Below are 4,552 nucleotides of genomic sequence, written 5' to 3'. Positions count from 1 at the left end.
CCGCGCCGGCCCGGGCGGACGGGGCGAGCGTTGACTGACGCAGCACTAGCTACTCTCAGTAATATCAGGTCCGCAACCGAGCCCGCGGGGCTGGACGGCCTGCCCCCGCGCGGCCAGCTCGTCCCCCAGCACGCCGAGGATCCGGACAAGATCGGCCTGGTCCCGCTCGGACAGGACGCAGAACAGGGCCGATGCCCGCTCGACATGCTCCTGCCCGACGCGGTCCACCACCTGTTCACCCTTGCTGGTCAGAGTGATGAGTATCGCCCGACGGTCGTGCGGGTGCCGGGTGCGGCGGACCAGGCCCTCGTGCTCGAGGGTGTCCACCAGCCCGGTCACAGCCCGGGCCGTGGTGCCGAGGTCCTGGACGAGATCGCGCATGATGGGCGGTCGCGGATGGTGGCGCAGCGCCGACAGCAGCCGGACGCCGGCCGGGCTTAGACCGCCAAGCCCCACGGACGCGTGCAGATAGCGCACCCAGGCCGGGCCGAAACGGGCAAACGCATAGAAAACCTGCTCTCGCAGAGATATCGCGATGTCACTGTCGGCGTTCACCTTGGGAGTGTCACCCATAAGACAAACCATTACCAGGTTCACAATCAGCGGTGGTACCGTTGCGGAGGTCAATATGCAAGAGCACAGATCATCCTAACGAGTGGGGAGACGCCGATGTCGGCGCTCGCGCGCTGGTGCCTCCGGCACCGCCGGCTTGTGATCTCTATCTGGATCGTTACCTTCCTGGCGGGATTTGCCACGGCCAGCACCACAGCCGGCCGGCTGACCTTCGACTTCTCGCTGCCCGGCCAGCCCGGCTACGAGACGGCCAAGAAGGTCCTCGCCACTTATCACACGGACAGCCAGGGCGCGCCGTTCATCCTGTCGCTGTCGGCCCAGCCCGGCCAGCGGGTCAGCGACCAGCAGGTGACGGACACCTTCGCCGCGGTCAAGCGCGACGTCTCCGACGTCCGAGTCATCGGCAGGGCGGAAACCGGCGACGACATCTTCGTCACCGATGACGGCCGCACCCAGTTCGCGTACGCCTTCTATCCGCCGCAGGACGGCCTCGACTCCGAGATCACGGTGGCGCTGAAGAAGTCGCTCGCCGAGCACACCCAGGCCGGGCTCACCGGCACCGTCACCGGCCTGAACGAGCTCGCGACCAACGGCGCGAACGACTCCGGCCCGGGGGTGCTGGTCGAAACCCTGATCGCCGGGCTCGGCGCGCTGGCGATCCTCGCTTTCGTCTTCGCCTCGCTGCTCGCGCTGCTGCCGCTGCTCGTCGCCGCGGTGGCGATCCTGTCGACCTTCCTCGTCCTGCTGGGGCTGACCTTCTTCGCGGACGTGTCGTTCCTGGTGCAGTTCCTCGTCTCCCTGATCGGCCTCGGTGTCGCCATCGACTACTCGCTGCTGGTCGTCACCCGCTGGCGGGAGGAACGCGCGCACGGCCGGGACAACCACGACGCCGTGGTGGCCTCGATGCAGTTCGCCGGCCATGCCGTGGTGTTCAGCGGCCTGACCGTGGCCATCGGCCTGGTCGCGATGGTCGTCATCCCGGTGCCCTTCCTGCGCTCCATCGGCTACGGCGGCATGCTCATCCCGCTGATCAGCGTGGCGGTCACGACCACCCTGCTGCCCGCGCTGCTCGGCGGCATCGGCCCGCGGGTCGACTGGCCACGTATCCGGCACGAGAACACCGCGAGCCGGTTCTGGACGAGATGGGCCTCGCTGGTCGTGCGCCGCCGCTGGATCGCCGCCGGCGCCGGGGTCGCCATCCTCACCGCGCTGATCATCCCGTTCCTCGGGATCCAGATCGGCACGGCGCAGTCCGGATCGCTGGCCAAGAGCGGCCCCGCCTACGAGGCAATAAAGATCATTGAGAGCGGCGGTGCCCCGAAGGGCGTCCTCACCCCGGCCGAGATCCTGGTCCAGTCATCCGCGGTGGACGACGTGCTGCGACGGGTCCGGGCCGTGGACGGCGTGGTCACCGCGACCGCCGCGAGCGGCCCCGAGGCGAACCGGGACGGCACCTCACTGATCATCGCCGTGCCGGACAGGGAGACCGCGGGCGGGCGCAGCATCGACTCGATCCGCAACCTCCGGTCCGCGCTGCACGACGTGCCCGGCGTCATTGGTGTGACCGGGATCGGCGCGTTGCAGCTGGACTACATGCACGGCGTCTACGGGGTGTTCCCCTGGGCCCTGGCTCTGATCGTCATCGTCACCTACATCCTGCTGGTGCGGGCCTTCCGCTCGCTGCTGCTGCCCCTGAAGGCGGTGGTGCTCAACCTCGTCTCGCTGGGGGCGACCTTCGGGGGCGTGGTGCTGTTCTGGCAGCACGGCTACGGCTCCGAGGAGATCTACGGCATCGAGGCCACCGGCGCCATCACCTTCTGGCTGCCGCTGATGGTCTTCGCGTTCCTCTTCGGCCTGTCCATGGACTACGAGGTGTTCATCCTCTCCCGCATCCGTGAGGAGTACGACGCCCGCGGCGACACCGACGCCGCCGTCGTCGAAGGTGTCGGCCGCACCGGGCGGCTGGTCACGTCGGCCGCCCTGATCCTGTTCCTGTCGTTCCTGTCGCTGTCGAGCGGGCCGCAGACCGACATCAAACTGTTCGCGACCGCGCTCGGCTTCGGCATCCTGCTGGACGCGACGGTCGTCCGGATGCTGCTGGTGCCGGCCCTGGTCTCCCTGTTCGGCAGCTGGAACTGGTACCTGCCGGACAGCGTCGCGAAGCTGCTGCGGATCGAGACCTCGCACCCGCGGCCGGCCGTTCCGGGCCCCCGGCCTCAGCCCGAGGCCGACCTCGAGGTGCCCAGCTCCCGGTAGCACCCGCAGCTCCGGGCAGACACATCCGCGGGGCCCTGGCTCACTGCCAGGGCCCCGGTTTCCTTCTCGGCTTTTCGACGGTCGCGCGCCGTCACTCCTCGGCCGCGGCGGCCGAGGCGAGACCGGCCGCGGTGGTCGCCAGCAGCCGGACGCCGACGCCAATGGCCTTCTCGTCCACGTCGAACCGGCCCTGATGAAGGTCGTGGACGGGGCCGCCGGGGCTGCGGGTGCCCAGCCGCGCGAGCGCTCCCGGCACCCGCTGGAGGTACCAGGCGAAGTCCTCACCGCCCAGGGACTGACCGGTGGGCGCGACGGCGTGCTCGCCGATCGCCGCCACGGCCGCCCGGCGGAGCGCCTCGGTGATGTCCACAGAGTTGATCACTGGTGGGACGTCCTGCCGGTGCTCGATCGTCGCGGTGGCGCCGTACGGCGCCACGAGCTGCGCGACCAGCCGTTCGACCATCGCCGGCGCCCGCTTCCAGACCTCTTCGTCGAAGAGGCGCAGCGTGCCCCGCAGCAGGCCGTCACGGGGAATGGCGTTCGGGACGCTGCCCGCCTCGATCTGCCCCCAGACCAGGCACGCCGCCGCCCGGGGGTCGACCGTTCGCGACAGCGCCGCGGGCAGCCCCGTCACCACCTGCGCCAGCGCGTGCACCAGATCCACGGTGTTCTGCGGACGCGACGTGTGCCCGCCAGGGCCCCGCAACCGGACCTCGATGTAGTCCGTCGCGGCCGTGATCGGGCCGCCGCGGATGCCCACCCGCCCGACTTCGAGCGCCGGGTCGCAGTGGACGGCTATCGCCGCGGACACCGAATCCAGTACGCCCTCGCGGATCAGCTCGAGCGCGCCGCCGGGCATGACCTCCTCCGCGGGTTGGAACACCAGCCGGATGGTGCCGGGCAACGGGTAACGCTCGTCGAACGCCGCCAGCGCCCTGCCGGTCCCGAGCACGATCGCGCTGTGGACGTCGTGCCCGCAGGCATGGCTCACCCCCGCCACGCAGGAGGAATAAGGGAGGTCTTTCTCGTCCCGCAACGGCAGCGCGTCGATGTCCGCGCGGACTATGACAACCGGGCCGGAACCGGTACCGACATCGCACCACAGGCCGGTGCCCGAGGACATCACCCGTGGCTTGAGACCGGAACTGTTCAGTGATTCCGCAATCAGTTCGGTCGTCCGCAGCTCCTGCCAGGCCAGCTCGGGATGCGCGTGGATATCACGACGCACATCCACCAGATCTTTCTCATTGTCCGCAAGCCAGGCCGCGACGAAGTTCTCCACCTTCACCGCACGGCCACCTGCCTACGGCCCCCACCCTGGCCCACCAGCCATCGACACCGAAAAGCCTCGGCCCCCTGCAAGTCAGACCCCTACTCTCCCGATATCAAACGATCACCAGATGCTACTGCGCGACGAGACGCCCAGGCGGCCCGGCGACCGCGGCGGCGCGGCAACCGGAACACGGCGGACACCGACACACCATCCCCGGATTTCCGGCGGATCGACTCGCAGGCCGCGGGGGACGCCGAGAGCCACAGCGCGAAATCGCACCACCGCGGGCGAGCGCACCATCGCCGCTCACCCCCGTCGACCACGGTACTCCGCCCCCGTCACGCCCCGGCCGAAGCCGTCTGGCGGCCCCGCCTGGCAGCCCCGCCTGGCGGCCCCGTCCGGCAGCCCCGGCTGTCACCGCCGGCCTCACCCCCGGCTTCCCCACGTCCC

3 protein-coding genes are annotated in these 4,552 nt (G+C 70.0%); 1 reads left to right on the top strand and 2 read right to left on the bottom strand.

Translation table 11 applies throughout. The annotated features are described in order from the left end of the window. Nucleotides 1–45: 45 nt before the first annotated feature. The gene (locus AC5LUJ_RS18450) at nt 46–573 is read right to left on the bottom strand and encodes a MarR family winged helix-turn-helix transcriptional regulator (protein WP_250286418.1); all 528 of its coding nucleotides are present in this window, start codon (nt 571–573) and stop codon (nt 46–48) included. Between the two features lie 138 nt (nt 574–711). On the opposite strand from AC5LUJ_RS18450, the gene AC5LUJ_RS18445 reads away from it, so the two are divergent. Next, entirely contained in the window at nt 712–2,829 is a 2,118-nt protein-coding gene (locus AC5LUJ_RS18445; RefSeq protein ID WP_493465366.1) for an MMPL family transporter, read from the top strand. Between the two features lie 91 nt (nt 2,830–2,920). Here AC5LUJ_RS18445 and AC5LUJ_RS18440 read toward each other — a convergent pair whose 3' ends face one another. Next, entirely contained in the window at nt 2,921–4,117 is a 1,197-nt protein-coding gene (locus AC5LUJ_RS18440; RefSeq protein WP_250286421.1) for an amidohydrolase, read from the bottom strand. Nucleotides 4,118–4,552 lie beyond the last annotated feature (435 nt).

The organism is Protofrankia sp. CiP1_Cm_nod3, assembly GCF_982290655.1.
This window is presented reverse-complemented; position numbering and strand designations above follow the sequence as displayed.